Origin of the sequence: Nocardiopsis exhalans (assembly GCF_024134545.1) — a bacterium.
Lineage (GTDB): Bacteria > Actinomycetota > Actinomycetes > Streptosporangiales > Streptosporangiaceae > Nocardiopsis > Nocardiopsis exhalans.
On the sequence record NZ_CP099837.1, the window covers coordinates 3990972 to 4016495 of the forward strand.

Here is a 25524-nt window from a genome sequence, read left to right on the forward strand (position 1 = left end):
TCATCGTTGATGCCTGGTTCGACGCTTCGAGCGGTCCCCTGGTTCACCGGACTCTCCTGGTTCGGCTGGGCCGCGTGCGGAGTCCGGTGCTGCGTTCGGTCTGTGTGAACCATGCCAGAGCACGGTTCGGGAAATGCCCCGAGTGTAGCCCAGTGGCGCTGTTCGCGCGTTCCAGCAGGGCTTTTCCCTCCCGTCCCCGCTCCGCCGAACACCCTGGGCATCCCGGTGCCCCACTGGGCACGCTACCCAGTCAGGTGTTTCGACTCACATGTGGATGACCAGAACATGACTCACTTTTCACCCTTTAACCCTGAGTCGGACATTGGTTACTTAGAGGCCATCCGGGACGTTGGGGCAGTGGACCCGCGTTCGCCGTGCACGGCGACACCACCGTCCCGAGGGGGAAGCCATGGGAGTCCGCTCGACCACCGTCACCGCCTCGCTGGCACTGTTGCTGTGCGTCTCGCTCACCTCGTGCACGGCCGACGGGGCGACCGAGGAGGAGGTCGACGCCGCGCTGCTGGAGCTGGAGCTCGCCGCCGACGCGCTGTCGGTGACGATCCTGCGTCCCGGCGCCGAACGCGCCTTCGCCCGCAAGGGGCACCCCGTGGCGGCCCCGCTCACCTGTACCGCGGTTTCCGGCGACGAACCGTCGGAGGAGCTGGCCCAAGGCGAGGAGAACTCGGTGACCGCGGGCGGGACCGAAGCCGAGCAGGATCCGGTCGCGGACGATACCGACGCGGACGGTTCCCGCGAGGACGGCCCCGGCGAGGACACCCGGGAGGAGCGCGGCGGCCGACTGGCCGTGCTCTGCACCGGGCACAGCCGCGACGGTGAGGAACTGCGCTTCGAGGGTCAGCTGCTGCGCGAGGCCCTGGCCGGACGCGAGGTGGGCGACGACAGCCTGCGCGGCGCCTTCACCGGGCTGGTCGGGGAGGAGGAGGTCTTCACCATGAACTGCTTCCAGTGCTCCCCGGTCAACGCCGAGCCCACCGAGCCGGAGTCACCCGAGGGCCAGGACGACGAACCCTCGGAGCCGACCCCCGACACGGACTGACCAACGGGCCACGGGTCCGGGCCGATGGGCGGAGCAGGCAACGGTACGGCCCGAAGGCGTCAGTGTCTTCGGGCCGTACCGTCGTGTGCGCGATGGCCCCGGAGGGTCCCCCGATCCTCACGGGGCACCAGCCCGCGGACGCGTCCGCTCTCGTCCCCCGGCACCCCCCTCAAGGCGCGAAGGTCGCGGACGCGTCCCGCACCGGTGAGCAGCCGCCGTGCCCTCTCTTGCCCGGAGGCCGCCCACCGGTGGGCGGGCCGCGCAGCACCAGTTGATCCCATCCAGGCCAGAGCGGCAACGGTTGCAACAGGTTGCGATGCCATCACCCAGTGAAATCGAACAGGTCCTCTGCGCGAGTACGGTCCCGCAGTGCCCGCACCCCGGGCGCCAGTGAACCGGGCAGCAGGTTCAGCGGTGACTCGGGGGTCAGGACCCGCACCCGCACTTCGTCGGAGAACCGGTAGGGGCGGCTCTCGATCACCCCGCCCAGGTTGCGCCGCACCCGGGACAACTCCGCCCGCACGGTCACCACGTGCTTGTCGGAGCCGAACACGTCGCGGGACAGCTGTACCGCCGAACGCCCGCCCCGGTGTACCGCCAGCAGCAGGAGGAGTTCGGTGTGGCGCGGGGACAGGTGCTGGACCCACTCCCCGCTGTCCCCGGCAACCGTCACCGAGGCGGCACCGGGCCGGGCCAGGTCCAGGGTCACGGTGCAGGGCGCGGCCTGTTCCTCGGGTCGGGGCCGGACCAACCAGCCGCCGGGCAGCGGTTCCAGGGCACACTCCCCCAACGCCGGAAGCCAGGTGGTCCCGCTCTCGCACTGCTTGGGCAGCAGGACCCGCCGGACCGGTTCCATGTGGACAGCCGCCGCGGTCCAACCGTTGTCGTCCACGACCAGGGCGGGCCGGGTGAGCCCGGCCAGCAGCGGCGCGGCCACCGAACGCAGCCGCTCCAGATGGGTGTGGTGGATGCCCTGCAGGTGTGCCTCGGCCAGTTGGGCGACCGCGCTGACCAGGGCCAGGGTCGCCGGGTGGATGGTGGATACCGGGCCGGTGACGTCGATGGCGCCGAGCAGCCGCCCGTCCCGGGGATCGTGCACGGGGGCGCAGGCGCAGGTGAGGGTGTGCAGGTTCCGCACGTAGTGCTCGGCCGAGTAGACCTGGACCGGCCGTCCCACCACGAGCGCGGTCCCGATGGCGTTGGTACCGGTACTGCCCTCGTTCCAGTAGGCACCCTCGACCAGGCCGACCCGGTCGCCGATCGCGCGTATCCGGTGAGATCCCTCCCGCCACAGAACCTGCCCGGCGGCGTCCGTCACCAGCATGATGTGCTCGGCCTCGTCGGCCACCGAAACCAGGGAACGGCGGATCAGCGGCAGGACCTCGGCGATCGGTGAGGCGTCCCGGTAGCGCTGGAGCTCGTCCAGCCGGGCCACCTTGGGCGGCGGGGCGCTGTCCGGGTCGATGCCGAAGCCGCGCATCCTCCCCCAGGAGTCCTCGATCACCGGGCGCAGCGGCGCGGGTGTGGGCCGCCCGTTGAGCTGTGCGTCGTGAACACGGCGAAGCAGGACGGCGTGTTCACGTGCGTCCGTCCCGGAGGGGAGAGCCGTGTCCAACGGCGGAAACGTCATCGGTCCCCCAGATCTCATGTTCGTCACGGAGTCACCAAGTTTCCTGCCTCGGCTTCGGCAGGGCCAACAGAACCGGGAGAAGCGTTCTTTTCGGAAGGTCTTTCCGGCGAGCCCTTCCGTTTCCTGTGGGGATCAGCCTCCCTGGTGGTGCGGCGTTCCCAGAATTCGACAGGTGCCCGGAGCGAACATGGATGTGGCCGGTAGCGGTCACCGGCACCGCGGAGCCGGATAGCTCTGGTATCGGCGGCCTTCAGCGGCGAACCTTCAGGGGCGAAACGGTCAGCGGGGTCCCGCTTCAGTGCGGGTCGGGGCCGCGGGTGAGGGCGAACCACAGGCGCATGCGCTGTTCGGCGTCGGCCAGGTCCACCCCCAGGTCCCGTTCGATCCGCCCGATCCGGTACCGGACGCTGTTGCGGTGCACGCCCAGGTCCGCGGCGGCGCGGTCCCAGTTGCCGTGGCGGGCCAGCCAGACGCGCAGGGTCTCGCGCAGGGTGCGGGCTGCCCCGGTGTCGCGGGCCAGCGGACCCAGCAGTTCGCGCCTGAGGCCGCTGGTGCCGGCGGGGTCCAGCAGGACCGCGAAGGGGTCGGTGCCCTCGCCCCACAGCAGAGGTTCACCCGAGGCGCGGGCGCGGACCAGCAGGGCGGCCGCCCGGCGGTCGGCTTCGGGCAGTTCCGGCGCGAGTGCGGGCGCGCTGAGCGCGGCGATCCACCCATGGGCCCGGAGCAGGTCCAGATGCTCGCGGTGGGTCTGCTCGCCCCGGTCGGCGAGAACGGCGCGGACGCACTCCCCCGCATCCGCGTCCGCGTCCGGCCCGGCCCGGTCGACCAGGTGGGTGCCCAGGGGGAGGTCACCCGGGGCGGTGCGGCGGTCCTGGGTCAGCGGCCTGGCCCGTAGGACGCGGTAGGCGCCGCTCGCGCCGGCCCGGCCGCGGGTGTCGGTGAGTTCGGCGAGCAGTGGCGCGGTCGACTCGTCCAGGCCGCCGTCCAGCAGGAGTCCGGTGAGCAGCCGCCCCGGGACCGGCGGGGCGTCCTCGACCGTGCGGGAGAGCAGGTCGAGCAGGGCGGTGGCAGTGCGCAGGACCGCGCGGTCGGTGATGCCGAGCGGTTCGGGGCGGCCCACCAGGACCACGCCGCGTTCCTGGGGCGGGACGCCGACGGTGTGCAGGAAGACCTCGTCGGTTCCGCTGGGGGCCTTGGCGCCACGCGGCCCGGCGGGGTCGGTGAGCTTGGCGATCAGGGGGCGCAGTTCGGGGTCGGTGGAGCGGGGCGCTCCGGTGGTGCGGTGGGCGGGGGTACCGGGGTCGGAGGGTTCCAGGGCGGCCCAGGCGCCGAGGGAGTCGGCCAGCACCGACAGGACCCGTTGCACGGGTGCGGTGGCCGTGACGGCGCGGGCCAGCGCCTGGTGGGCCTCGCCCAGGCGGCGCACGTCGCGCAGGTGGCGTTCCTCGAGTTCCTCGCCGACCGCGCGGCTGACCGCGGCGAAGGGGGTGGCCTGGGGGACCTCCAACAGCGGCAGGCCCTGGCCGTGGCACTGCTCGATGAGCCGCTCGGGGATGGTGTCGTACACCGGCGCCACCCCGAAGCCGATGGCGCCGACCCCGGTGCGCACCAGGGAGTCCACGTACGCGCGCACACCGGCGGCGGTGGCGGGCAGGTTGACGCCCGCGGTGAGCAGGAGTTCGCCGCCGCGCAGATAGGCGGCGGGTTCGACCATCTCGCTGGCCACCGCCCAGGTGATCGCCGGGTCGCCCGCCGCGACCACGGTGGTCAGGGCGAGGTCGCGGCGCCCCGTGACCACGCTCAGGGGTACGTCGTGGCTGTCCGCCCCGCCGGTGCCGTCGACCATGCTCTCCCCCGCCTCGCTATCGCTTCGCCGCTGAACCGGCGCTTGCCACCGCGTGTCCTGGACATTGCGTACACGGGTACGCCAGGCGCACTTCATGGATGATTCGGCCAAAAAACGGCGCCGACTCGTGCGGTTCGGCCACTGGAACGGAGCTTATCGGCTGCTTACGCTGACCGAAGCACTGTGACCTGCGTCAACGTCGCCGCTGTCGGCCACCACCCAGTCTGCACGCCCTCCCCCGAGCGCGTTCCCCTCGTAAGGAGCACCATGCTCATCGACCTCGCGGTGATCGCCGCCTACCTCCTGGGCATGATCGCCCTGGGCTGGTGGGGCATGCGCCGTACGCAGAACAAGTCCGACTACCTGGTGGCGGGGCGCCGACTCGGCCCCCTGATGTACGCGGGCACGATGGCGGCCGTGGTCCTGGGCGGCGCGTCCACCGTCGGCGGTATCGGTCTGGGCTACACCTACGGCATCTCCGGGGCCTGGTTGGTGGTCGCGATCGGTGTCGGCATCCTCGTCCTGCACCTGTTCTTCGCCAAGCGCATCTCCCGGCTGCGGGTCTACACCGTCTCGGAGATGCTGGACCTGCGCTACGGCGGCAACTCCCGGCTGATCTCCGGCCTGGTCATGTGGGGTTACACCTTCATGCTGATCGTGCCCTCCACCCTGGCCTTCTCCACCATCTTCAGCGGCCTGTTCGGGCTGCCGCGCGTGGCCGCGATCATCATCGGCGGCTCCATCGTCGTGCTGTACTCCACGATGGGCGGCATGTGGTCGGTGACCATGACCGACATGGCGCAGTTCGCGATCAAGACCGTCGGCCTGGTCATGACCCTCACCCCCGTGGCGATCTGGTCGGCGGGCGGTTTCTCGGGAATGCGCGAATCCCTGGACCCCGCCTACTTCAGCCCCACCAACATCGGTGGCGAGACGATCCTGACCTACTTCGTCATCTACTCGCTGGGGCTGCTCATCGGCCAGGACATCTGGCAGCGGGTCTTCACCGGCCGCGACGACCGGGTGGCCAAGGCCGGCGGTCTCGGCGCGGGCGTGTACTGCCTGGTCTACGGCGTGTGCGGAGCGCTCATCGGTACCGCCGCAGCTGTCATGTTCCCCAACCTGGCCAACCCCGACGACTCCTTCACCCTCATGGTGGAGGCCACCCTGCCCGTGGGCCTGGCCGGTCTGGTCATCGCCGCCGCGCTGTCGGCGGTGATGTCCACCGCCAGCGGTGCCCTCATCGCCTGCTCCGCGGTGACCTCCACCGACCTGTGGCCGCAGGTGCGCCGTCTCTTCGGGCGCGGCCCGAGCACCGGGGCCAGGGACGGCGACGAGGTCGCCGCCAACCGGATCTTCACCCTGGTCCTGGGTGTGGCCAGCATCTGCGTGGCGCTGGCCGTCGACAACGTGGTCGCGGCCCTCACCCTGGCCTACAACATCCTCGTGGGCGGTCTGCTCGTCGCGATCCTCGGCGGTCTGGTCTGGCGGCGCGGCACCCGTGCGGGCGCGCTCGCCTCCATGTTGGCTGGGTCCGTGGCCGTCATCGTCACCATGGCGCTGACCGGCCTGCTCGCCAACGAACCCGTCTACGTGGGCCTGGGCACCGCGCTGGTGGTCTACGTGGTCGTCAGCCTGATGACCGAGCCCACCGCCCCTGCGGTCCTCGACCTCTGGCAGCGGCGCCTGCGCGGCCAGGAAGCCCCCGAGCACGAGGCGCCGACCGAAGCCGCCACAGCCGGCACCGAAACTCCGTCCCCGGCGCAGCCCGAGGCCGAACGAACCAACTGAACCGACAGCACCGACAGCACCGATGACAGGAACAGACCAGATGAACAGCCCGATCGGACCCACCGATTCCAGCCTCGTCCCGCGCTTCGCGGGCCCGGCGACCTTCGCCCGGCTGCCCCGTATCGACCAGGTCGAGCGCGCCGACGTCGCCGTCATCGGCGTGCCCTTCGACACCGGGGTGTCCTACCGGCCCGGCGCCCGCTTCGGCCCCTCCGCGATCCGCGAGGCCAGCCGTCTGCTGCGCCCCTACCACCCGGGGCTGGACGTGGCCCCGTTCGAGCGCCTCCAGGTGGTCGACGGCGGCGACATCGCCGTGAACCCGTTCTCCATCGGCGACGCCGTGGAGACCCTGGACCAGGGCGCCTCGAAGTTCGTCGAGGCCGGGACCCGGCTGGTCACCCTGGGCGGCGACCACACGATCGCGCTGCCGCTGCTGCGTTCGCTGTACCGCAAGCACGGTCCGATCGCCCTGCTGCACTTCGACGCCCACCTGGACACCTGGGACACCTACTTCGGTGAGCCCTACACGCACGGCACCCCGTTCCGCCGGGCCGTGGAGGAGGGCATCCTCGACACCGAGGCGATCGCGCACGTGGGCACCCGCGGCCCGCTGTACGGCAAGCGCGACCTGGAGGAGGACCGCCGTTTCGGGTTCGGCATCGTCACCGCCGCCGACGTCATGCGCAAGGGCGTGGACGAGATCGCCGACTCCCTGCGCCAGCGCATCGGCAACCGGCCGCTGTACGTGTCCGTGGACATCGACGTCCTGGACCCGGCGCACGCCCCCGGTACCGGCACCCCGGAGGCGGGCGGTATCACCAGCCGCGAGCTCCTGGAGATCCTGCGCGGGCTGGCCGACCTGAACCTGGTCGGCGCCGACGTGGTGGAGGTCGCTCCGGCCTACGACCACGCGCAGATCACCTCCACGGCCGCCTCGCACGTGGCCTACGACCTGGTCAGCCTGCTGGCCCTGAACCACCAGCGGAAGACGGGGAACTAGACACATGGGTGGGAGCGCACCGCGCAACGGCGGTGACCTGGTGACCGAGACCCTGACCGCGTTGGGAGCCCGGGTGGCCTTCGGCATCCCCGGTCAGCACGCACTGGGGTTGTTCGACGCGCTGCGCCGGGCCCCGGAGCTGCGGTTCGTGTCAAGCCGGGTGGAGAACAACGCGGCCTTCGCCGCCGACGGGCACGCCCGGCTGACCGGGGAGGTCACACCGCTGCTGGTCTCCACCGGCCCCGGTGCGCTGCTCACCCTGGCCTCGTTGCAGGAATCGAAGGCGGCCAGCGCCCCGGTGCTGGTGATCAGCAGTCAGATCCCGCGTGCGGGGCTGGGCGGGGGCCGCCACGGTTACCTGCACGAGCTGCCGGAGCAGTCCGCGAGCTTCGCCAACGTCACGAAGTCGGCGGTCACCGTCCGACACGCCTCGCAGATCCCGTCCGCGCTGGCCGAGGCCTGGCGGACCGCCGCGGCGGCACCCGCGGGCCCGGTTCTGGTGGAGATCCCGCAGGACGTGCTGCTGGAGCCGACCGTCGTGCCGCCGGTCGCGGACGTGAACCCCGTGCCCGCGCCGCTGGCGCCGCGCGCGGAGCTGGTCGACGAGGCCGCGCGGCTGCTGGACGAGGCCCGGCGGCCGGTGGTGCTCGCGGGCGGCGGGGTGAGCCGTTCGGGCGGGCAGAAGGCACTGCTGGAGCTGTCCGAAGCGCTCCAGGCCCCGGTGGCCACCACCTTCGGCGGCAAGGACGCCTTCCCGTGGGAGCACCCGCTCTCGCTGCAGTCGTGGATCGAGGACCGGCACACCACCGACTACCTGGAGGGCGCCGACGTGCTCCTGGTGGTGGGTTCGGGGCTGGGCGAGCTGTCCAGCAACTACCACACCTTCGCGCCGAAGGGCCGGGTGGTGCAGGTCGAGGCCGACCTCGGCAAGCTGGAGTCCAACGTCCCGGCGCTGGGGATCCACGGCGACGCGGCACTGACCCTGACCGCCCTGGCCGAGCGGGTGAGCCCGCGCGACCGGGCCCCGGAGGTCGCGGCCGAGGTCGCCGGGGTGAAGGCTCGGGTGGCCCGACGGTTGGCCGGGCAGGACCTGGCCGCCGAGCAGGCCCTGCTGGCCTCGGTGCGCGCCGCCCTGCCGGACGGGGCTCCGAGTTTCTGGGACATGACGGTGCTGGCCTACTGGGCGTGGTCGGCCTGGGACCCGCGCGGCGGCCAGGCGCACTCCGCGCAGGGTTCGGGCGGTCTGGGGTACGGCTTCCCGGCGGCGCTGGGCGCGGCGGCGACCGGCCTCGGCCCGGTCCTGGCGGTCTCCGGTGACGGCGGCGCCATGTACTCGATCGCGGAGCTGGCCACCGCCCGCCAGCACGGTCTGGACGTGACCTGGCTGATCGTGGACGACGGCGGCTACGGCATCCTCCGCGAGTACATGGAGGGCGCCTTCGGCGAGGCCACGCACACCGAGCTGACCCGCCCGGACTTCGTGGCCCTGGCCGCCTCCTTCGGGGTCCCGGCGACCCTGACCACGCCCGAGAAGGTCGAGGAGGACCTGGCGGCGGCTCTGGCCGAGCCGGGTCCCAGCGTGGTCGTTCTCCCCATGTTCGTGGGTCTGTTCGCCCCGACCCATCTGGACGGCTGAGCGCACCAGCCTCAGCTGTCCGTTCCGGGGGCGCGCGTCAACGGCGCCGCGCGTCCCCGTCCCCCACCCATCCCCCGCTCCCGCCCTGACCCCTCAGGAGACCAGCCGTGTCCCACCCCCAGCCCGCCCCGGTGACGGAGGTCGAGACCCACGGGGTCGCGCCGATCCCGGTCGCCGACCAGACCTCGCGCCCCTTCGACCTGTTCCGACTCACCTTCGGCGGCGCCAACACCTTCGCCACCATCATCCTGGGCACCCTGCCCATCGCCTACGGCCTCGGGTTCACCGCGGCGTTGACCGCCACCGTGGCCGGGGTGGTCGTCGGGGCGCTCATCCTCTCCCCCATGGCGCTGTTCGGACCGCGCACGCGCACCAACAACGCGGTCTCCTCCGGCGCTCACTTCGGCGTGGTGGGCCGCTCCCTGGGTTCGCTGCTGTCGCTGCTGACAGCCGTCACCTTCTTCTCCATCTCGGTGTGGGTCAGCGGTGACGCGATCGTCGGCGCCGCCGCCCGGCTGGGCCTGCACGGCGGGGACGCCCTGCGCGCGGCCGCCTACGGGGTCATCGCGGTGGCGGTGTTCGTGGTGTGCGTGTACGGCTACCAGTTCATGTTGCTCATCAACAAAGTGGCCGTGGTGGCGGGCAGCGCGCTGATGCTGCTCGGCCTGTTCGCCTACGGCGGCTCGTTCGATCCCTCGTTCGCCGGGAGCGGTGACTACATCCTGGGTGGCTTCTGGCCCACCTGGGTGCTCGCGGTGCTGACCATCATGGCCAACCCGGTCTCCTTCGGCGGTTTCCTCGGGGACTGGTCCCGCTACATCCCCGCCACCACCTCCACCCGCCGGATGCTGGCCGCCCCGTTCCTGGCTCAGGTGTGCACGCTGCTGCCGTTCGTGTTCGGACTGGCCACCGCGACCCTGGTAGCCGACCCCAACCAGTACGTGTCCGGGCTCTCGGAGCTGTCCCCGCTCTGGTACGCCCTGCCGCTGCTGCTCGTGGCGCTGGTGGGCGGCTTGTCCACCGGGACCACGGCGCTGTACGGGACCGGCCTGGACTTCTCCTCGCTGGTGCCGCGCCTGAACCGCGTCCAGGGCACTGTCGTGGTGGGCTGCCTGGCGCTGGCCCTGGTCTTCGTGGGCACGTTCCTGTTCGACTTCGTCGAGACCATCAACGCCTTCGCGATCCTGATCGTTCTGCTGACCTCGCCGTGGATGGTGATCCTCATGCTGGGCTACCTGTTCCGGCGCGGGTTCTACCTGGTCGAGGACCTGCAGGTGTTCAACGAGGGACGCCGGGGCGGCGCGTACTGGTTCCGTGCGGGAGTCAACTGGCGGGCGATGTCGGCGTGGCTGCTGGCCGCGCTGGCGGGCCTGCTGTTCGCCAACACCCCGCTGCTGGTCGGGCCGCTGGGCAACCTGGCGGCGGGGATCGACCTGAGTCTGCCCGCCGCTCTGGTCACCGCCGCGATCACCTACCCCGCGGCCCTGTTCCTGTTCCCCGAACCACGTTCCGTGTTCGGGCCGCAAGGGCCCCGGCTGGTCCCGGCCCTGGAGGAACCGGCGGAGCCCGCCGAGCCCGTCACCGACGACGCTCCGGCCACCGCCGCGCGCTGAAGCACCGCACCACTGTCACGTCACACACCCACCGACAAGCGAAGGACACCATGAGCAGCCACGAGCCCCTGTACAGCGTGGTCGACGGCAAGCCCCTGCTCCCGGCGGGCGAACGGACCCTGGAACTGGTCGACCCTGTCACCGAGCAGGTGGCGGGCCTGGCCGGGATCTGCGGCCCCGACGAGGTCGCGGCTGCCCTGGACTCTTCGGCCCGTGCCTTCCGCACCTGGCGCAAGGCCACCCCGGCCGCACGCCAGGAGGCTCTGCTGGCCATCGCCGACGCCCTGGCCGCGCGCGCCGAGGAGTTCGCCGACGCCGAGTGCCGCGAGACCGGCAAGCCGCGGGCGAGCATGCTGGACGAGGAGATCCCGTTCTGCGTCGACACCCTCAAGTTCTTCGCCGGGTCCGCTCGGCACCTGGAGGGCAAGGCCTCCGCCGAGTACGCCGAGAGCCGCACCTCCTGGATCCGCCGTGAGCCGGTCGGGGTCTGCGTGGGCATCACCCCGTGGAACTACCCCCTGATGATGGCGGTGTGGAAGATCGGCCCGGCGCTGGCCGCGGGCAACACGGTGGTGCTCAAGCCCGCCGAGTCCACGCCGACCACCACGGTCCTGCTCGCCGAGATCGCCGCCGAGGTACTGCCCGCGGGCGTGCTCAACACGGTGGTGGGCGACCGCGACACCGGGCGCGCGCTGGTGGAGCACCCGACAGCGCGCCTGGTGTCGGTCACCGGCTCCACCCGCGCCGGGGCGCAGGTGGCCAAGAGCGCCTCCGACGACCTCAAGCGCCTGCACCTGGAACTGGGCGGCAACGCCCCGGTGCTGGTCTTCGACGACGCCGACGTGGCCGACAGCGCCGCCGGAGTGGTCGCGGCGGGCTTCCTCAACGCCGGACAGGACTGCACCGCGGCCACCCGCGTGATCGTGCACGACTCCGTCCACGACGCGTTCGTCACCGAGCTGTCCCGTCTGGCCGCCGAACAGGTGACCGGGCGCCCCTCAGCGGAGGAGAGCGACTTCGGGCCGCTCAACAACGCCGACCAGTTCGCCCGGGTCACCGGCCTGCTGGAGCGCCTGCCCGCGCACGCGAAGGTGGAGACCGGCGGGCACCGGGTCGGCGATACCGGGTACTTCCTGGCCCCCACGGTGGTCTCCGGGCTGCGCGCCGACGACGAGATCGTCCTGGAGGAGGTGTTCGGACCGGTGGTCACCGTGCAGCGGTTCGCCGACGAGGCCGAGGCCGTGGAGCTGGCCAACGGCGTCGAGCAGGGCCTGGCGTCCTCGGTGTGGACCCGCGACCACGCGCGTGCGCTGCGGGTCTCCGGCGAACTGGACTTCGGTGCGGTGTGGGTGAACACCCACGGAGACCTGCTGTCGGAGATGCCGCACGGCGGGTTCAAGCGTTCGGGTTACGGCAAGGACCTGTCCGCCTACAGCCTGGAGGACTACACGCGCGTCAAGCACGTCATGAGCTCCCTGGACTAGTGTCCGGCTGCCCGGCCGGGGGCCGCTTCAGACCCCGGCCGGACGACGGGCTCTCAGATGGGACCAGGTGAGTTCGGTGACGTGTCCGGCCATGGTGTCGGGGGTCTCGTCCGGGTTCTCCAGCAGCCAGTCCACGAAGGCGTCCGCGGTGCTCACCGCGACCCGGGCCAGCAGTTGGGCGTCCCTGGGGGCGAGGGCGCCGAAGTCCCCGCTGGTGCAGGCGGTGATGAGCTCGGCCATCTCCTCGGTGACGCGGTCGCGCATGCGGGTGGTCTCGCCCGCGAAGGGCTCTCCCTGCACGGCCGCGCGCCGGTACAGGACGGTCCAGCTCTCCCGGTTGTCCACCACGAAGGTGAAGAAGGCCTGCATCCCGCGGTGCAGCGGGTCGTCGCCGAGCGGGGCGGCGGGGTCGTGCACAGCGGCCCGGATGGTCTCGACGAGCCGTTCCATCTCCCTGCGCACGCAGGCGGTGAAGATCCCTTCCTTCGAACCCAGGTAGTGGTACACCGTCGGCTTGGACGTCCCGGCGACCTCGGCGATCTCCTCAACGCTGACCGTGTGGTAGTCACCACGGGAGAACGCTGTGACGGCGGCGTCGATCAGCTGTCGTTCCCTGACATGACGTGGAAGTCTGCGCTGTTTGGTCTTCACGGAAACCGACCCTAGTGGGATCGGCGGCTTTGGCCAGAGGTCGCCAGACATGAGTTTCCTCGGCCGATCCACGGGTTCGGCACCCCGGCGTACGTGACCTGTGGGACCGCGACCGAGGCGAATTCGGAACGTGGCGCATCCCACACTCAGAGTTGTTTAGGCGGGCGGATTCCGCACAGGAGTGCGCGGAACCCGCCCGCGGTTTGTCACTCCGATACACCCCTCAGCTCAAGGGTGCAGCACTTGGCCCCGCCGCCGGCCTTACGCAGTTCGTCGAGCTCCACCGGGTGGACCTCGAAGCCAAGAGCGCGCAGCCGCCCGGCGAGCGCGGTGGCCTCGGCGGCGATGACCACGTTGCGGCCGTCGCAGACCGCGTTGAGCCCGAGCACCGCCGCGTCCTCCTCCGTGGCCAGGAGCGCGTCGGGGTACAGGGCGCGCAGCACCCTGCGACTGCCCTCGGAGAAGGCCCCGGGATAGTACGCGACCTGGTCACCGGAGAGTGCGAACAGCGCGGTGTCCAGGTGGTAGAAGCGCGGGTCGACCAGCTGCAGGGTGACGACCGGGCGGCCCAGGAGACGCTCGGCCTCCTGGTGGGCGGCGGCCTCGGTACGGAAGCCGGTGGCGGCCAGGACCACGTCGTCGAGGGTGATGAAGTCGCCCTCGCCCTCGTTGACGTGCTTGGGCTCCCGGACCTCTGTGTAGCCCGCCTTGCGGAACCAGTCCAGGTAGGCCGGGCCCTCCGGGGTGCGTTCGGCACTGGCGAACCGGGCACCGTAGACGCGCCCGTCCACGACCAGTGCGCCGTTGGCCGCGAAGACCATGTCGGGCAGCCCCTCGATCGGCGCGATCTCGCTGACCCTGTGACCCAGGGACCGGTACAGGTCCCGCAGCCCCTCCCACTGACGGACGGCGCGTGCCCGGTCGACGCCCGCTGCCGGATCCATCCACGGATTGATCGCGTATTCCACCGCGAAGTAGGTGGGTCTGCACATCAGGTAGTGCCGCGGTGTCACCGCGGCCGCCGAGTCGACAGGTCGAGCCATGAAACCTCCCCGTTGAGGTGCACCGGAAGCCGTACGGCCCGCAGTGGTACAGGCATTTACCACACCGCGTTATCCGGCGGACAAAAGTGGGATACCCGCGCGGAAGGCCCGCCAATATAAGCTTTTGCATAAAGTCGACCGCTGTCAGCCGAAACCGTGCGGCCCTGCGTGGCGGAGGGCGCCCCGCACCACCGACCGACCGGCCGGTATTGCTAAGGTCTCCGCAGTTCCGCGATTGGAGACCTCCTCATGAGTACGACCGTCAAGGCAGCCGTCTTCCACGAGACCGATGCTCCCCCCGAGATCCGCGACGTCGTCCTGCCCGACCCCGGCCCGGGCCAGGTCCGGGTCCGGATGGTCGCGGCCGGCGTGTGCCACTCCGACATCTCCCTGTCCAACGGAACCCTGGCCCAGCCCCTGCCCGCGGTCCTGGGCCACGAGGGCACGGGCACCGTCGAGGCGGTCGGTCCCGGTGTGACCGAGCTGATGCCGGGCCAGCAGGTCATCCTGAACTGGGCGCCGCCCTGCCGCGCGTGCTGGTTCTGCGAACAGGGCGAACCCCACCTGTGCGAGCACGCCCTCGACCGCATGGCCACCCCCTACGCCGAACTCACCGACGGCACCCCGGTGTACCCGGGGCTGAACACCGGCGCCTTCGCCGAGGCCACGGTCGTTCCGGTCGGCGCGCTCGTCCCGCTGCCGGACGGGATCGACCTGGCGGTCGCGTCGATGCTGGGCTGCGCGGCGCTCACCGGATGGGGCGCCGTCAACAACGCCGCCAAACTGCGGGCGGGCCAGTCCGCCCTGGTGCTGGGGCTGGGCGGGGTGGGCCTGTCCCTCCTCCAAGCCGCGAGGATGGCGGGGGCCGACCCGCTGATCGCGGTCGACGTCTCCGCGGAGAAGGAGGAGCTGGCCCGTTCCCTGGGCGCCACCGAATTCCTGGTCTCCGACCCGAAGGTGCACAAGTCGGTGCGCAAGCTGACCGGCGGGCGGGGGGTCGACCACGCCTTCGAGGTGGTCGGCAAGGCCCAGGTGGTGCGTACCGCTTGGAACTCCTGCCGCCGTGGCGGCACCGTGACGGTGGTGGGGCTGGGCTCGAAGCAGGACGAGGTGTCCTTCAACGCCTTGGAGCTGTTCCACCAGGCGCGCACGGTCCAGGGGTGCGTGTACGGATCCAGCGACCCGGTCCGGGACATCCCGGTGCTCGCCGAGGCGGTCCGTGCGGGAGAGCTGAAGCTCGCCGCGATGATCACCGACGAGATCTCCCTGGAGGGTCTGCCCGACGCCTTCGAGCGCATGCGCCAGGGCAAGGGCGGCCGATCCCTGGTCCGCTTCGGCGCCTGAGCACGGCCCCGAGAATCAACGGACACCGGACTCAGCGGTCGAGCGCTCCCTGGCCGGGGCGCTCGACCGGGTTGCCGTCGGCGTCGAGCATGGTCACCTCGACCGGATGGAGAGGCCGGGCGTTCTGCGGGATCGGCAGCCCGATCAGGGCGCGGGCGGTCCCCAGCACCACAGTCCAGTAACCACCCCAGAGCAGCACGGGAACCAGCAGGGAGCCGGGCAGGAGCAGCGCGTAGACGAGTAGACCGGCGGTGGTCAGCACCGCCATCATCCAGATCATGCCGCCACCATGGCCCACGTACTGCCAGCCGCCCAGGAGCCCCAGCGCGAGCACGGCGAACAGGGCGGAATCGGTGGCCTGCGCCAGCACCGGGAAGAGGACCGTGTAGACGACGAGAAGGTGCGAGAGCACCACCACCGCGTAACCTCCGGCCATGGCCCCGAGCTCCCGCCGCTCCCGGGGAAGCTCCAGGAGCTCCTCCCGGCTCACCTGGGGCGGCAACTCCCCGGAGCGAACGTGCTGCAGCAGCTTGAGGTTGGACCGGGCGACGGTCACGACGAGGAGCACGAACACGGCCAGCCCGCCCGCCCCCACCAGGAGCAGACCGAGGGGTTCGGGATCGGCCAGGACCACCGGAGCCCATCCGATGTCGACCGGAGACACGGACCGGGCGGTGCCCAGGAAGGCCATCACCGCCAGGACCTCGGCCAGGAGGCACCAGGCCGCGTGCCGGAAGCCGGTGGCGTAGGGCGTGCGGCCCTTCGGGGCGAGTCGGCGCTTCTGTCGTGCACGCCAGGAGCGCAGCAGCGGAGGCGCGGCCACGTAGTAGGCGAAAAGGATCAGGGCGATGACGGTGGCGACCGGACCGGGGACGAAGGTCGGCAGGGGGAAGTGCACGGGGGAACTTTCTCGGCAGAGCACGCTGTGACCTGCGATGGCCCTGAGGATCAGGGCCACGGGAGCGCGACAACGCGATTATGTCCCATTAATCCCTTTCGCCGTCCTGCCTGCCCCACCACTTGTCACCCACTGACAAATGATGTGGCGCGGGACACACACTGCTCTTGTCCTGCGGGCCGTACCGGGGCACAGTCGTCATCATCGCGCACGCTGTGCCCGCAAAGACACCGTGCCCGCAAAGACCGTGTCCGCCGGGGCACGGACGACCCCCCGAGGAGAACCGCATGAGTACCGGAGTCGACCAGGCCGACGCCATCGTCGTCGGGGCAGGGCTGGCCGGACTGGCTGCGGCGGCCGAACTGGCCGACGCCGGAAAGCGGGTGATCCTGCTGGACCAGGAGCCCGAGCAGTCCCTGGGCGGGCAGGCGTTCTGGTCCTTCGGCGGGCTGTTCTTCGTGGACTCCCCCGAGCAGCGCCGCATGGGCATCAAGGACTCCAAGGAGCTGGCCCTCCAGGACTGGATGGGCACCGCCGCCTTCGACCGCCCCGAGGACGAGTGGCCGCGCAAGTGGGCCGAGGCCTACGTGGACTTCGCCGCCGGGGAGAAGTACTCCTGGCTGCGCCAGCAGGGGCTCAAGGTCTTCCCGATCGTGGGCTGGGCCGAGCGCGGCGGCTACCTCGCCGACGGGCACGGCAACTCGGTCCCCCGCTTCCACATCACCTGGGGCACCGGCCCGGGGGTGGTCGCGCCCTTCGAACGCCGGGTGCGCGCGGCCGCCGAACGCGGGCTCATCTCCCTGCGGTTCCGCCACCGGGTGGACGAGCTCGTGGTGACCAACGGGACGGTCACCGGGGTGCGCGGTACGGTGCTGGCCCCCAGCGACATCAAGCGGGGGCAGGCCAGCAACCGGGACGAGGCCGGTGAGTTCGAGGTGGGCGCGCAGGCGGTCATCGTGACCGCGGGCGGGATCGGCGGCAACCACGACCTGGTCCGGCAGAACTGGCCCGAGCGGCTGGGCACCGCGCCCGAGCACATGCTGTCGGGGGTGCCCGCCCACGTGGACGGCCGGATGCTCGGCATCACCGAGAAGGCCGGCGGTGAGATCATCAACCGCGACCGGATGTGGCACTACACCGAGGGCATCCAGAACTGGGACCCGATCTGGAACAAGCACGGTATCCGCATCCTGCCCGGGCCGTCGTCCCTGTGGCTGGACGCGACCGGCAAGCGGCTGCCCGCCCCGTACTTCCCGGGCTTCGACACTCTGGGCACCCTGGACCACATCATGAAGAGCGGCCACGAGTACACGTGGTTCGTGCTCTCGCAGAAGATCATCGAGAAGGAGTTCGGCCTCTCCGGCTCGGAGCAGAACCCGGACCTGACCGACAAGGACCTCAGGCTGGTCCTCAAGCGGGTCCTACCGGGCGCGCCCGGCCCGGTGGAGGCGTTCAAGCGCAACGGCGCCGACTTCGTGGTCGCGGACAGGCTGCCAGAGCTGATCCGCAAGATGAAGGAGATCTCCGGTGAGGACGTGCTGGACGCCGACACCGTGACCCGCGAGGTGGTGGCCCGCGACCGGGAGATGGTCAACACCTTCACCAAGGACCTCCAGGTCATGGCGATCCACGGGGCCCGCAACTACAGGGGCGACAAGATCGCCCGGGTGGCGACCCCGCACCAGATCCTCGACCCGAAGTCGGGGCCGCTGATCGCGGTGCGGCTGCACATCCTCACCCGCAAGACCCTGGGCGGCCTGCACACCGACCTGGACTCCCGAGTGCTGCGCGCCGACGGCACCCCGCTGCCCGGGGTGTACGCGGCCGGCGAGGTCGCGGGGTTCGGCGGCGGCGGCGTGCACGGCTACCGCTCCCTGGAGGGCACCTTCCTGGGCGGCTGCATCTTCTCCGGCCGCACGGCGGGCAGGGCCGCGGCGGCCGCCCTGGGGTAGGCCTGACAGTCGTATAGGGGTGGGATGCGCTCGCGCGCCCCACCCCTCACTGGTTCCGGGCAGGATCAAGAGGCGAATAATGTGGGCACTTACTCGCGAATTCTGCGATTCCCGACCGGGGCGCCCAAAGGTTCCGACACGCTGGTCTCCATGCGATCAATAATATCGAATGGGCTACGCCTGGACTTTTGCCGGCTTTCCTCTCCTGTACTTGAGGTGCCACGGACGGAAACCGGGGTCTTCCTGGGGCAGGTGTCACTAGGAGAGTGGTCTGTGTCGCAACATGGGCCGTCGTCCCCGCCAACGTGATCCGTCGTTCCTACCGGTGGGTAAGGACGAGTGGTGTCGTCAAGCGGCTCTTCTGCGAGCTTCGCGCGCACCTCGTTGATCTCCGCCAGGGTCGGTTCCGGGTACGCGCTCGAAGGCCCTCCAACTTCTGGGCTGGAGGGCCTTCGTGTGCCGTACCCGAACAGCATTGCCGCGCACCCTCCGGGGCCGCCCCGCACGAGTGACCAGGCACCCGTACGGGCGACCCCGCTCACGCATCACCGTCCGGTGGCGCCCCCACACGGGGCGGGAGCGGACCCGTCAGGCGGCGCTGTCGTCGCCCGACCGCATCCAGACGGTGCGCTGGGGGAACGGGATCTCGATACCCGCGGCGTCCAGGGCGATCTTGACCCGGCGGCGCAGCTCACGGGTCACACCCCACTGCTCCAGGGGAACGGTCTTGGCGGCCAGGCGCACGACCACGCCGTCCGCGTCCAGGGACTGCACACCCCAGACGGACGGGTCCTCCAGGAAGAACTTCCCGAACTCCGGGTCCTCGCGCAGCTCCCGGCCGGTCTGCTCCAGAACGGCGTAGACCTTCTCCAGGTCGGACTCGTAGGCCACCGAGACGTCGAGGACGGCGCGGGCCCAGCCCTGGCTGTCGTTGCGCACCCGCTGGATCTCACCGTTGCGGATGTGCCACAGGCCACCGTTGATGTCACGCACCTGTGTCAGGCGCAGACCGACGTTCTCGACCTCGCCGACCGCCTCACCGAGGTCGACGACATCACCGACGCCGTACTGGTCCTCGGCCATGATGAGCAGGCCGGACAGGTAGTCGGCGACCAGGCTCTGGGCACCGAAGCCGATCGCCAGACCGACCACACCCGCGCTGGCCAGCAACGGGCCCAGGGCGATACCGATCTCGCCGAGCACCATCGCCAGGGCCGTCACCACGATGACGATGGTCGCGAAGCTGCTGAGTACCGAGCCGAGGGTCTTGGCGCGCTGCTGGCGCCGCTCATCGGCCCGCGCCGGGTCGCGTTGCAGAACCGCGGGGCCCCGTGCCGGGCGGCGCTGCCCGTTCCCGCCCTCTCCGGACCGCAGTACGCGTTCCATGAGGCGGGAGATAGCGCGTCTGGCCAGGGCCCGGACGATCAGCGCGAAGACGACGATCAGCAGGATCCGCAAGGGGACACCGATCAGCACATCGAGGTTGCTCTGAACCCATGCGGGCAGGGCCGTGGCCTGATCAACGACGTCGCTGTTCACCAGGTCGAGCTCGGCGGGTGTCACGGAAGATGCTCCACTGTGTCGGAGAAATACAAGCGAGGATCGACGTAGAACGTACTTGCGCATCTCCGCGCTGGTCAAAGGCTGTGAGATGGGTCTCCGCTCCGCCAGCTGCTGTGGTCTCGTACGCCCGGAAGGATGGGACCGCTCGGCGTTCGCCCCTCGAAAGCCACGGTCCCCGCACCTGCCGCAGCGCGGGGTATGGGGTGTTGCGAGACCGCTGGAACCCGGCTGCCCCACAGAACGGCTCCCTCGGGCAGCAGGTGCACCGCTGCCCGACCGGGCAGCGCGATCAGGTGTTCGGCCTGCTCAGCCCGTACTCGCTCGGGAGCCCACGCCAGCACCGTCGCAGGGAGAGCTTGACCCCCTCCTCACAGCACGGTCCCCCTTTTCAGGGATGATCTTGCTACCAGAAGCAAGTTCGGCGCCGATTTCGCTTCTGGTAGCAAGATCACCGAGGGTCCAGGGGTGGGTAAGGAGCGGAGGGACGTCGGGCCGGAGCCTGGGCACCCCCGCTGTTACCCTGGCTTCGCCTTTTCTCTTCCCGCCCGCTGCCCCGGGTCACCGCCGCTCCCGCCTCCGGGGTGATCGGGAACCTCAGCACGAGGACACCGGGCGCCAGGGCCCCCACTCGTTGGACTCCTCGGGTGAGCTGTCGGTGTTCCACCACACGGCCTCGTACTCGGTCCCGTCGTGCACGACCCGCGAGCCCTCGGGGTACACACCGCCCTGCGTCCAGCTGCCGGAGGTGCAGGGCGCCGGCTGCTCCGGTTCCACCTGTTCGGGCTCGTCGGGCTGGTTCTGGTCCGGCGGTGCGGCGGCCGTGTGCCCCTCGTCCCGGTCGCCCTCCGCCCGGGGGTTGTCGTCCTCCTGCTCGGTCTCCTCCTCATCGTCATCCTCGTCCTCCTCCGGCCCCGTGGAGACTCCGAGGACGACCAGCGCGCCCTCCTCGACCACGGACCCGGATCCGGGTGAATGGTGGTCGACCTCGCCCTCGGGGCGCTCGGAGTCCTCGGCCTCCTCCACAGCGGACTCCAGGCCCAGTTCGGCCAGGGCGCCGACCGCTTCCTCCTCGGAACTGCCGACCAGGTCGGGGACGATCACCCCCTCCACGACGGTGAGCACGACGGTGGAGTCGTAGGGCACCTGCTCGCCCTCTTCCGGGTCGCTGTCGGTGACGGTTCCGGCGGGCAGCCCCTCCGCGGGCTCCTGAACGATCTCGACGTCGGTGAGCCCCGCCTCGGACAGGGCCAGGCGGGCGTCCTGTTCGGGGGAGTCGACCACCTCGGGCATGAGGACGGTCAGCGGCCCCGCGGCCACGGAGAGCCGCACGTCAGCTCCCTCGGACAGTTCACCTCCGCTCTCCGGGCTGGTGGAGGCGACCAGCCCCGCCTCGACGTCGTCGCTGCGCACGTTCTCGTAGGAGATCTCCGGGGAGACCGGCAGCTCCGCGAGCTGATCGGCCGCCTCGGAGGGGGAGAGTCCGACCAGGTCGGGCATGCGCGCACCGGCAGGAGCCGATCCCTGGTTCGTCACGGCCCACAGCGCGACTCCGCCGACCAGTACCAGGACGGCAGCCAGGGCGGCCCAGAGCATGATGCGGCGGCGCGGCGCCGGCTCGGGCTCCTCCCGGGGGTGTGCCTCCTCGATGGGCTCGCTGCGGGCCACGTGTCTGCCCGCCGCGGTGGGCAGGGCGTCGGCGGCCCGGCGTACGAGGGCGCGGTACTCGGAGGCGTCGGCTGGCCGTCGCCGCGGGTCGGGGTCGGCGCCTTGGGCCACGAGTGCGCTGATCGCCTCGCCCACCGCGTCGCGCCCGGCGGGCGAGTCGCCGTCATCCTCGGGGGAATGCCCCGCGACCATGGTCTCCAGGAGTTCGGCGAGGGCGGCCACGTCGTCCTGGGGACCGAAGGCGGCTCCGCCCGTGCCGGGGGGCGGCGGTGTCGCGAGGAGCAGGAGGCTGACGCCTCCGTCATCTGCGAGGGAGAGTGTTTGCGGGCCGATGTGCCCGTGCACCAGGTCCCGTTCGTGCAAGGCCTCCAGTGCCCCCAGGAGCACGTCGGTGATGTCGAGTGCCTCCCTGCGGGAGACCCGCTCCCTGAAACGTTCGCCGACCAGGTCGCCCACCCAGACGCCGTGGTGGGGTTCGGTGACCGTGTACGCGCTGCCCCCGCGCATCCCTCCGGACAGCACGGGTGACAGGACCGGGTGTTCGAGTTCCTCGAAGGCGCGCAGCCGTGTCCGGAAGTCCTTGATGAGCTCGGCGCCGTGGGCCCCTGAGACGTCGAAGACCTCCACGCGGACCGGGCTCCGGGTCTCGTTGTCGTCCGCTTCGAGCAGGGTCGTGCGCGCGCCGATCCGGCGCTCGCCGTGCACGCGGAAACGCTGGCCGAGCGCCGCGCTTTCGGGGGCGTTGGGGGGAAGGGGGTCCATATAAGGATTTTATGGACTCGCAGGATGGTTCGGACGCCCTTGCCTCCGTCCCCGGTCCCGCGGACCGGCCCGACTTCGCGCCCCTGGTGCGGGTCATCGCGGCTGCGGGTCGGCCCACCAGGGGCGCGCCGTGCTCGGGCGTTCGGGTTCCGCGTCGACCACGGCGCAGGGGAACACGACGAGCGAGGAAAACCACAGCCACCGCATCAGCACGTCGCCCCCGGCGACCGTTCCGTAGGCCGCACCGAAGTGGTCGAGCAGCAGCCACCCGGCGCTCGGGTGCCCGCTGGACACGCTCGGCGGCGCCGAGCGGGGAGCACCAGCGGGAGGGCGGACGGACCCGGGCTCCGGGAAGAGCCATGGACCGGCGCCGCGCGGGGAAGACCGTAAGCGTATCCGTCACCGGCTGCCAGGAGGTCCCACCCGTGTCCATCCGCCGGGTCATGCCCGACATCCAGTCAGACGCCATGGCGGAGAGCCAGGACTTCTACGAGTGTCTGGGCTTCGAGACGGTCATGGACCTCGGCTGGGCCATGACACTCGCCTCCCCCTCCAACCCCACCGCACAGGTCACGTTCATCAGCCGGGACGAGTCCGCGCCGGTCGTGCCGGACATGAGCGTGGAGGTGGACGACGTGGACGCAGTGCACGCGGTGATGCTGGAGCGGGGCGCGGAGATCGTGCACTCCCTGCGGGACGAGGAGTGGGGGGTGCGCCGGTTCTTCGTCCGCGACCCCAACGGCCGGGTGGTCAACGTGCTGTCCCACCGGTGACCCCGGCCGGAGTCCGCAGGACGTCGGGAGGAGTTCTCGCGGGGTGTCCGGTCCGGGTGCCTGGTTTCGACGTACCGGGGGCGAGCGCCGCCGGAGCGGATCATGAGCCAGGACGACGTGCAGGAGACGCACCGGTTCATGGAGGAGTACCACCGCAAGCTCGACGAGTCCGGGGAGCTGGTGGAGGCCCGGGGGCTCACCCCGCCCGCGCACGCACGGCGGGTCACGCTACGCGGGGGGCACCACGGTGGTCACCGACGGCCCCTGCCCGGAGACCGAGGAGGTGCTGGTCGGGTACACGATCGTGGAGTGCGTGAGCTTCGACCGGGCCACCGAGATCGCCGCCGATCTGGTCCGCCCCGGGCCCGGGTCTCAGCGCTGGGCGGCCGGGCGCACCACGATCTCGTTGACGTCGACGTCGTCGGGTTGTTCGACGGCGAAGGCGATGGCACGGGCGATCGCCGAGGGCGCGATCGCGTTGGCGCGGTAGGCGGCCATCGCCTCGCGGGCCGTGTCGTCGGTGATGGTCTCGGCCAGTTCCGACTCGACCACCCCCGGGGTGACCGTGGACACGCGCAGCCAGGGTTCGCTCTCCAGGCGCAGGCCCTCGGTGATCGCCCACGCGGCGTACTTCGTGCCGCAGTACACGGCGGCGGTCGGCGACACCTCGTGGGATCCGATCGAGGCGACGGTGACGAGGTGGCCGCCGCGCTGGGTCTCGAACACGGGCAGGGCGGCGGCGATGCCGTGCAGCAGTCCGCGCACGTTGACGTCGAGCATCCGGTTCCACTCGTCGGTCCTCAGCGCGGCCAGCGGGGAGAGCGGCATGACGCCCGCGTTGTTGACGAACACGTCCACGCGGCCGAGTCCCTCGACGGCTCCGTCGACGAAGGCGCGCACGTCACCCGCGTCCGTCACGTCGAGGGGCCGGGCCAGGGCCCGGCCTCCGGCGGTCTCGATGCGCTCGACCAGCGAGGTGAGGCGGTTGAGGCGGCGCGCGCCGAGCACCACGGTGCAGCCGCGTTCGGCCAGGTGCAGGGCGGTGGCCTCGCCGATACCGCTGGAGGCTCCGGTGATGAGTACGGTCTTGTCCATCAGGTGTTCTCCTTCCCGGGGCGGCGGGTGAGCACCATGCCCGCGTGGTGCAGGGTGTGGGTGTCGACGAAGTCCCCCTCCGCGCTGAAGCCGGTGTCGTCGACGTAGTCAATGTGGGTTCCGGTCACCTCGTAGCGGCCCGTGTAGGCGCGTTCACGGTCACCACGGGCCTCGACGTAGCGGCCCCGCGGCAGCAGTTCGTGGCGGACGCGGCCGTCGGCGGTGACCCACAGGCCGACGTAGGGGTGGTCTGTCATGGTGCTGTTCGTCCTCTTCTCGGGGGTGGCCGGTTCCTTGGAGGTAGCCGGTGTGTGGTGACCACAATCGGCGCACCGCGCGCTCCGGTCCAGGCCGGTCCGAGCCTGGGTGCGGCGCACCCTCCCTGTCAGGGGCGGGGCGGGGTAGCGTCGCGGTATGGCAGCACCTTCCCTGGCACAGTTCCTGCGAGCCCGCCGCGACGCGACCGCACCGGAGGCCGTGGGTTTGCGCGGCAACGCCCGGCGGCGGGTTCCCGGGTTGCGCCGGGAGGAGGTGGCGATGCTGGCGGACGTGAGCGTGGACTACTACGTCCGGCTCGAACAGGGGCGGGAGACCGGCCCCTCCGCTCAGGTGCTCGACTCCCTCGCCGATGCCCTGGCCCTGGACGACGACGGGCGCGCTCACCTCTACCGCCTGGGCGGTCTGGCTCCGCGCCCGCGCGCCGATCTGGCCGGCGAACGGGTGGACCCGCATCTGCTGCAGTTGACGGACTCCTGGCCGGGCACCCCCGTGCTCGTCGTGAACTCCGTCTACGACGTGCTCGCCCGCAACGCGCTGGGAGAGGCCCTGTTCTGCGGGTTCTCCGTCAGCCGCAACCTGGTGGAGAAGGTGTTCCTGGACCCGGCGTCGCGGGGTTTGTACGCCGACTGGCGGGGGGCCGCGGAGAACTCGGTGGCCGCTGTCCGGCTGGCCGAGGGGCGTGCGCCGGAGCACCCGCGTATCCGGGCCGTGGTCGACGGCCTGGTGGAGGCGAGCCCGGAGTTCGCGGAGCTGTGGGCACGCAACCGGGCCCGGGGAAAGCGCATGGAGGTCAAGGAGTTCACGCATCCGCTCGTGGGCGGGTTGACCTTGCGGATGCACACCTTCGAGGTCGCGCAGGCGCCGGGCCAGCAGCTGCTGTGTTATCACGCGGAGCCGGGGACCCGCAGCGCCGAGGCCCTGGCCCTGCTCGGCACGGTGTCGGCGAGCGTGGCGGCGCCCCCGAACCCGGAGTCCGGGGCTCAGCGGTCAGTGCACCGGCCGGTCTGATCGGTGACGGCCCGGGCGCGGACGTGCTCAGGGCAGCGCGCCAGCAGGCCGGGAGCATCGGCTCGGGGCGTCTGTCAAGCACAGCTAAATTCATCCCATCATTCCATAATCGGCTTTTTTTGATGACTGTCTGCGACGAGGCCGGAAAATAACAAAACAGTCAACAAATCCCACCATGTCCGGTCTGGACCAGCAGCTCAGAGCCAGCCCACACCCGCAACCCGCACCCCCTGGCCCGCAAGGGATAACGCCCCGCGAGGCCGAAAAGGTAATCACTGATTACACAGTGTCGCGACCCGATTGTGACGCATGTGACGAAAGTAAATGTTCGTGGCTGGTGTGCCGGATGCCACTTTTTGGGCCTAGTATCCCGAAGGTGAAGTCCTGCTAAAGCTCACCCATAGGCGGGCTTAACGCTCCGCCGCTGGCGGAGG

The 25524-nt window shown here is 71.0% G+C and carries 21 protein-coding genes; 11 read left to right on the forward strand and 10 right to left on the reverse strand.

Annotated features, from left to right (window positions below):
- Positions 1–409 precede the first annotated feature (409 nt).
- Entirely contained in the window at positions 410–1057 is a 648-nt protein-coding gene (locus NE857_RS17680) for a hypothetical protein (RefSeq protein WP_254416767.1), read from the forward strand.
- Positions 1058–1379: 322 nt separating this feature from the next.
- Here NE857_RS17680 and NE857_RS17685 read toward each other — a convergent pair whose 3' ends face one another.
- Both NE857_RS17685 and NE857_RS17690 read right to left on the reverse strand, forming a co-directional pair.
- A complete protein-coding gene (locus tag NE857_RS17685; protein ID WP_254416768.1) occupies positions 1380–2687 on the reverse strand; it encodes a GAF domain-containing protein in 1308 nt (435 codons plus the stop codon).
- 295 nt (positions 2688–2982) lie between these two features.
- Entirely contained in the window at positions 2983–4533 is a 1551-nt protein-coding gene (locus tag NE857_RS17690) for a PucR family transcriptional regulator (protein ID WP_254416769.1), read from the reverse strand.
- Positions 4534–4800: 267 nt separating this feature from the next.
- Here NE857_RS17690 and NE857_RS17695 point away from each other — a divergent pair, with 267 nt between their 5' ends.
- From NE857_RS17695 to NE857_RS17715, 5 genes are all read left to right on the forward strand, one after another.
- On the forward strand, positions 4801–6324 hold the full coding sequence (locus tag NE857_RS17695; protein WP_254416770.1) for a sodium:solute symporter family protein: 1524 nt from the start codon (positions 4801–4803) through the stop codon (positions 6322–6324).
- Positions 6325–6364: 40 nt separating this feature from the next.
- Positions 6365–7324, forward strand: coding sequence for an agmatinase (speB, locus tag NE857_RS17700; RefSeq protein ID WP_254416771.1), 960 nt, complete (start codon positions 6365–6367; stop codon positions 7322–7324).
- A 4-nt stretch (positions 7325–7328) separates the two neighbouring features.
- Positions 7329–8960, forward strand: coding sequence for a thiamine pyrophosphate-binding protein (locus tag NE857_RS17705; RefSeq protein ID WP_254416772.1), 1632 nt, complete (start codon positions 7329–7331; stop codon positions 8958–8960).
- A 107-nt stretch (positions 8961–9067) separates the two neighbouring features.
- On the forward strand, positions 9068–10573 hold the full coding sequence (locus NE857_RS17710; RefSeq protein WP_254416773.1) for a purine-cytosine permease family protein: 1506 nt from the start codon (positions 9068–9070) through the stop codon (positions 10571–10573).
- A 50-nt stretch (positions 10574–10623) separates the two neighbouring features.
- Positions 10624–12057: an aminobutyraldehyde dehydrogenase gene (locus tag NE857_RS17715; RefSeq protein ID WP_254416774.1), complete on the forward strand. Its 1434-nt coding sequence runs from the start codon at positions 10624–10626 to the stop codon at positions 12055–12057.
- Between the two features lie 27 nt (positions 12058–12084).
- On the opposite strand, the gene NE857_RS17720 is transcribed toward NE857_RS17715, so the two are convergent.
- Entirely contained in the window at positions 12085–12708 is a 624-nt protein-coding gene (locus NE857_RS17720; RefSeq protein ID WP_254416775.1) for a TetR/AcrR family transcriptional regulator, read from the reverse strand.
- A 206-nt stretch (positions 12709–12914) separates the two neighbouring features.
- Complete coding sequence (ddaH, locus tag NE857_RS17725) at positions 12915–13751, reverse strand: dimethylargininase (RefSeq protein ID WP_026116438.1); 837 nt, start codon at positions 13749–13751, stop codon at positions 12915–12917.
- Positions 13752–14000: 249 nt separating this feature from the next.
- Between ddaH and NE857_RS17730 the strand changes: the two genes are divergently transcribed.
- Positions 14001–15095, forward strand: coding sequence for a zinc-binding dehydrogenase (locus tag NE857_RS17730; protein WP_254416776.1), 1095 nt, complete (start codon positions 14001–14003; stop codon positions 15093–15095).
- Between the two features lie 31 nt (positions 15096–15126).
- Here NE857_RS17730 and NE857_RS17735 read toward each other — a convergent pair whose 3' ends face one another.
- Complete coding sequence (locus NE857_RS17735; RefSeq protein WP_254416777.1) at positions 15127–15993, reverse strand: hypothetical protein; 867 nt, start codon at positions 15991–15993, stop codon at positions 15127–15129.
- 287 nt (positions 15994–16280) lie between these two features.
- On the opposite strand from NE857_RS17735, the gene NE857_RS17740 reads away from it, so the two are divergent.
- Positions 16281–17945, forward strand: a complete 1665-nt coding sequence (locus NE857_RS17740) for an FAD-binding dehydrogenase (RefSeq protein WP_254416778.1) — start codon at positions 16281–16283, stop codon at positions 17943–17945.
- Positions 17946–18533: 588 nt separating this feature from the next.
- Here the strand turns inward: NE857_RS17740 and NE857_RS17745 are convergent.
- From NE857_RS17745 to NE857_RS17755, 3 genes are all read right to left on the reverse strand, one after another.
- Entirely contained in the window at positions 18534–19508 is a 975-nt protein-coding gene (locus NE857_RS17745) for a mechanosensitive ion channel family protein (RefSeq protein ID WP_254416779.1), read from the reverse strand.
- Positions 19509–20102: 594 nt separating this feature from the next.
- Positions 20103–21935, reverse strand: coding sequence for a PASTA domain-containing protein (locus tag NE857_RS17750; RefSeq protein WP_254416780.1), 1833 nt, complete (start codon positions 21933–21935; stop codon positions 20103–20105).
- A 93-nt stretch (positions 21936–22028) separates the two neighbouring features.
- Positions 22029–22229: a YihY/virulence factor BrkB family protein gene (locus NE857_RS17755; RefSeq protein WP_254416781.1), complete on the reverse strand. Its 201-nt coding sequence runs from the start codon at positions 22227–22229 to the stop codon at positions 22029–22031.
- A 131-nt stretch (positions 22230–22360) separates the two neighbouring features.
- Between NE857_RS17755 and NE857_RS17760 the strand changes: the two genes are divergently transcribed.
- Both NE857_RS17760 and NE857_RS34545 read left to right on the forward strand, forming a co-directional pair.
- Positions 22361–22708, forward strand: coding sequence for a VOC family protein (locus NE857_RS17760; protein ID WP_254416782.1), 348 nt, complete (start codon positions 22361–22363; stop codon positions 22706–22708).
- Positions 22709–22955: 247 nt separating this feature from the next.
- On the forward strand, positions 22956–23198 hold the full coding sequence (locus NE857_RS34545) for a YciI family protein (protein WP_344013144.1): 243 nt from the start codon (positions 22956–22958) through the stop codon (positions 23196–23198).
- Here the strand turns inward: NE857_RS34545 and NE857_RS17765 are convergent.
- Together NE857_RS17765 and NE857_RS17770 are read right to left on the reverse strand one after the other, a co-directional pair.
- Entirely contained in the window at positions 23081–23803 is a 723-nt protein-coding gene (locus NE857_RS17765; protein WP_254416783.1) for an SDR family oxidoreductase, read from the reverse strand. The genes NE857_RS34545 and NE857_RS17765 overlap by 118 nt on opposite strands.
- A complete protein-coding gene (locus NE857_RS17770; protein WP_254416784.1) occupies positions 23803–24060 on the reverse strand; it encodes an Atu4866 domain-containing protein in 258 nt (85 codons plus the stop codon). Before NE857_RS17770 ends, NE857_RS17765 begins: the two co-directional genes overlap by 1 nt.
- Positions 24061–24217: 157 nt before the next feature.
- Between NE857_RS17770 and NE857_RS17775 the strand changes: the two genes are divergently transcribed.
- Positions 24218–25090: a helix-turn-helix domain-containing protein gene (locus tag NE857_RS17775; RefSeq protein WP_254416785.1), complete on the forward strand. Its 873-nt coding sequence runs from the start codon at positions 24218–24220 to the stop codon at positions 25088–25090.
- Positions 25091–25524: the final 434 nt, after the last annotated feature.

Coding starts and splice junctions, on each gene's coding strand:
- NE857_RS17680 (WP_254416767.1), top strand. CDS start 410: ATGGGAGTCCGCTCGACCACCGTCACCGCCTCGCTGGCACTGTTGCTG.
- NE857_RS17685 (WP_254416768.1), bottom strand. CDS start 2,687: ATGACGTTTCCGCCGTTGGACACGGCTCTCCCCTCCGGGACGGACGCA.
- NE857_RS17690 (WP_254416769.1), bottom strand. CDS start 4,533: ATGGTCGACGGCACCGGCGGGGCGGACAGCCACGACGTACCCCTGAGC.
- NE857_RS17695 (WP_254416770.1), top strand. CDS start 4,801: ATGCTCATCGACCTCGCGGTGATCGCCGCCTACCTCCTGGGCATGATC.
- speB (WP_254416771.1), top strand. CDS start 6,365: ATGAACAGCCCGATCGGACCCACCGATTCCAGCCTCGTCCCGCGCTTC.
- NE857_RS17705 (WP_254416772.1), top strand. CDS start 7,329: ATGGGTGGGAGCGCACCGCGCAACGGCGGTGACCTGGTGACCGAGACC.
- NE857_RS17715 (WP_254416774.1), top strand. CDS start 10,624: ATGAGCAGCCACGAGCCCCTGTACAGCGTGGTCGACGGCAAGCCCCTG.
- ddaH (WP_026116438.1), bottom strand. CDS start 13,751: ATGGCTCGACCTGTCGACTCGGCGGCCGCGGTGACACCGCGGCACTAC.
- NE857_RS17730 (WP_254416776.1), top strand. CDS start 14,001: ATGAGTACGACCGTCAAGGCAGCCGTCTTCCACGAGACCGATGCTCCC.
- NE857_RS17740 (WP_254416778.1), top strand. CDS start 16,281: ATGAGTACCGGAGTCGACCAGGCCGACGCCATCGTCGTCGGGGCAGGG.
- NE857_RS17750 (WP_254416780.1), bottom strand. CDS start 21,935: ATGGACCCCCTTCCCCCCAACGCCCCCGAAAGCGCGGCGCTCGGCCAG.
- NE857_RS17765 (WP_254416783.1), bottom strand. CDS start 23,803: ATGGACAAGACCGTACTCATCACCGGAGCCTCCAGCGGTATCGGCGAG.
- NE857_RS17770 (WP_254416784.1), bottom strand. CDS start 24,060: ATGACAGACCACCCCTACGTCGGCCTGTGGGTCACCGCCGACGGCCGC.
- NE857_RS17775 (WP_254416785.1), top strand. CDS start 24,218: ATGGCAGCACCTTCCCTGGCACAGTTCCTGCGAGCCCGCCGCGACGCG.